This window comes from Trebonia sp. (assembly GCF_049794275.1).
In the GTDB taxonomy this organism is placed as follows: Bacteria; Actinomycetota; Actinomycetes; order Streptosporangiales; family Streptosporangiaceae; genus Trebonia.
The window spans coordinates 1-3,257 of record NZ_JBARCR010000756.1 but is presented as its reverse complement, the minus strand read 5'-3'; the positions used below and the strand labels follow the sequence as shown (position 1 = coordinate 3,257).

Genomic DNA, 3,257 nt, shown 5'->3' with positions numbered 1-3,257 from the left:
GGACCGCCCCGAGCGCCCCCGCGGACGCGGCCCGGAACGCGGTCGCGACCTGGGCGAATTCGGGGCGCGGGGCGCGCTCAGGCGCGGGGCGCCGGAGCACCAGCGAGATGAGCCAGTACGCGAACGGGCACAGCAGCAGGTCGTAGACGATCGCGACGGGCAGCACGTGCTTGATCGCGGGGCTCGTCACGTCCGGGTTGCTGAGCATCATGCCCAGCGCCGCCTTGCCTGCCTCGCCCGCCGCGACGCCCAGCGCCATCACGGTCAGCGAGGTGATCATCGTCTGCTCGCCTGTCGCGTAGGTGATCGCGTTCCTCGCCCGGCCGCAGGCGTACCCGACCAGGCAGAACACCAGCGCGTACTCCCCGGCCAGGTGAGCGGCCGGCGGCGCGATGTCGAGGGCCAGGCCGCCGCAGAACCCGGCCAGCATGCCGGTCATCGGGCCGGTGCAGACGGCGATCGCGGCGACGGCCAGCAGCACCAGGTCCGGGGTGGCGCCGCCGGGCAGCGGTGCCCTGTTGACCAGGGCGAGCTGGAGGGTGACCGCGAGCAGGAGGACGACCGGGATGGCCAGCGCCCGCGCGATCCTGCGGAGTGCGGTCATTTGCTGACCACTACGCCGACCACGCCGAGGCCGGTGAAGTCGGCGAACGGCTGGACCAGCGCGGTCTGCGTCAGCGCTCCCGGCTGGCTGGTGACCTGGGTCACCGTGCCGACGGGCACGCCAGGCACGTACGGGCGGCCGCCCACCGAGCCGAACGTCACGACCGTCTGGCCCGGCTGCAGCACGGCGGTCGCGGAGAACAGCGTGAGCTTCAGCTGCTGGACCGCCCCCAGGGTCGAGCCGGTGCCGGTGACCGCGCCGATCTCGTTCGTGCCGTCCATCCGGACGCCGGTCGTGGCCGCGGCGTCCGTGGCGAGCTGTACGGTCGCGGAGCTGCCGGCGGCGGCGGTGACGGTGCCGACCAGGCCGTCGCCGTTCAGCACGGTCTCGTTCGTCGTGATGCCGGCGCGGGTGCCGGCATCGATCGTCACCGTGTCGGAGTAGGCGCCGCCCGCGGCGATCACGGTCGCGGCGACGACGCGGTAGTGACTGGCGTTGGTCAGGTGCAGCAGCTGGCTGAGCTGGGCCTGCTCCTGGGTCGTGACCTGGGCCTGCGCGAGCTGGGCTCTGAGCTGGTCGTTCTGCTTCTGCAGGCTGGCTATTTCCGAGCTGTCCCTGCCGCTCGCGGTGCGGAAGAGGCTTTCAAAGGGGCTGGCGACGGCGCTCGCCGTGCGCTCGACGGGGCCGAACACGTCCGCGCCGACCGCGTGCGCCGGCGAGCTGCCCGCATCCCTGAAGTCGAGGGTTATCAGCGCGATCGCCGCGATCAGCAACACGATGAGAACCGGGCGTGTCCGTCTCCCATCGTGCACCGCGCAACTCCCGTCCCTTGCTTTTGCGGGTTTTCCTACGCTAGCGCCTCTCTGGTAGGAGGACCTGACGCAGGGTGTCAAAGTCCTCCACGCACTTGCCGGTGCCGAGCACCACGGAATCGAGCGGGCTGTCCGCGATGTGCACCGGCATGCCGGTCTCCTCGCGAATCCGCTGGTCCAGGCCCCGCAGCAGGGCGCCGCCGCCGGTCAGCGCGATGCCGCGGTCCATCACGTCGCCCGCCAGCTCCGGCGGGCACTTGTCCAGCGTGGACTTCACCGCGTCGATGATCAGGTTCAGCGGCTCCTCGATGGCCCGTCTGACCTCGGCGGTGGAGATGACCACGGTCTTCGGCAGGCCGCTGACCAGGTCCCTGCCGCGGATCTCGGCGTGCGGCTCGTCGGTGGCCGGGAACGCCGAGCCAAGCGCCACCTTGATCTCCTCGGCGGTCCGCTCGCCGAGCATGAGCGAGTGCTCCTTCTTGCCGAAGGTGATGATCGCTTGGTCCATCTCATCGCCGCCGATCCTGATGGACTGGGAGGTGACGATGCCGCCGAGCGAGATGACCGCGACCTCGGTGGTGCCGCCGCCGATGTCCACCACCATGTTCCCTGTCGGCTCGTTGACCGGCAGGCCGGCGCCGATGGCCGCCGCCATCGGCTCCTCGATGATGTAGACCCGGCGCGCGCCCGCCTGGTGACCCGCCTCCTTCACGGCGCTCTGCTCGACGCCGGTGATGCCGCTCGGCACGGCCACGACGATCCTCGGCTTGGCCATCCGGCTGCGCCGGTGCACCTTCTGGATGAAGTACCGCAGCATCCGCTCGGTGACGTCGAAGTCCGCGATCACGCCGTCCTTGAGCGGCCGCACCGCCACGATGTTGCCAGGGGTGCGGCCGATCATCCGTTTAGCCTCGACCCCGACGGCCACGATCTGCCCGTTGTTGGTGTTGAGCGCCACCACGCTTGGCTCGTTCAGCACGATCCCTCGGCCGCGCACGTACACCAGGGTGTTGGCGGTACCGAGGTCGACGGCCATGTCACGGCCAAGAAACGTCAGCACATTGCTCATCGGGGGCGGGCACCTTCCGATCAAGCCCGAATCTTTGCACGTGCATTTGCGAGCGCACATGCAAAGAACTTTCTGTGGATTATCTGTTAGGCCGCTTATGCCGCCGTTGTCACGGTTTCTTGCGAGCGGTCTAGTACTCTACTTAGTGTTCTGCCTGGGCGGTGGTTAAACGAGTTCAGGGAAGAAGATCTTAATTTCCCGCTCGGCGGCTTCAGGGGAGTCGGAGCCGTGCACGATGTTCTGCCCGACCTCCAGCGCGTAGTCGCCGCGGATCGTGCCTGGCGAGGCCTTCACCGGGTCGGTGGCCCCTGCCACCGCGCGGAACGCCTCGATGGCCCGCTCCCCCTCCGCGACCAGCGCCACCGCGGGGCCGCTCGTGATGAACTCGACGACGTTCCTGAAGAAGGGCTTTTCCGCGTGCTCGGCGTAGTGCGACTCGGCGGTCACGCTGTCGATGGTCCGCAGATCCATCGCGATCACCTTCAGGCCCTTGCGTTCAATTCGGGAAATTACTTCACCGATCAGGTTACGGCGGACCGCGTCAGGCTTCACCAAGATAAGGGTGCGCTCAGGCACAACTGCTCCTTGCCATTTTCTTAACTGTGGTTTTTTACGCAGACATGTATTAGCGCGGGCGGCGGCATGCGTTGCGGGCTGTGGTCGCGCCGTCTGTCGCGCTGGAGAACTAGGAAGAGCTTACCCACTGACCAGGCGGCCCTTCGCGCCGCCTCGGCCACCGCGCGCGACGTGTCCCCGGGCTTTCGTCCTGGCA

The 3,257-nt window shown here is 68.5% G+C and carries 4 protein-coding genes; all 4 read right to left on the bottom strand.

Annotated elements, in window-relative coordinates:
• Window positions 1-604 (bottom strand): rod shape-determining protein MreD (mreD, locus tag WA805_RS19750; RefSeq protein ID WP_425243071.1); only part of this gene is annotated, 604 nt, incomplete at its 3' end.
• Window positions 601-1,380 (bottom strand): rod shape-determining protein MreC, encoded by a 780-nt coding sequence (gene mreC / locus WA805_RS19745; protein WP_422275983.1) that lies wholly within the window; start codon window positions 1,378-1,380, stop codon window positions 601-603. The genes mreC and mreD, both read right to left, overlap by 4 nt.
• A 76-nt stretch (window positions 1,381-1,456) precedes the next feature.
• Window positions 1,457-2,485: a rod shape-determining protein gene (locus WA805_RS19740; protein WP_425243070.1), complete on the bottom strand. Its 1,029-nt coding sequence runs from the start codon at window positions 2,483-2,485 to the stop codon at window positions 1,457-1,459.
• Window positions 2,486-2,650: 165 nt separating this feature from the next.
• Window positions 2,651-3,061 (bottom strand): nucleoside-diphosphate kinase, encoded by a 411-nt coding sequence (gene ndk, locus WA805_RS19735; protein WP_422275987.1) that lies wholly within the window; start codon window positions 3,059-3,061, stop codon window positions 2,651-2,653.
• Between the last annotated feature and the right edge of the window lie 196 nt (window positions 3,062-3,257).

Coding starts and splice junctions, on each gene's coding strand:
- WA805_RS19740 (WP_425243070.1), bottom strand. CDS start 2,485: ATGAGCAATGTGCTGACGTTTCTTGGCCGTGACATGGCCGTCGACCTC.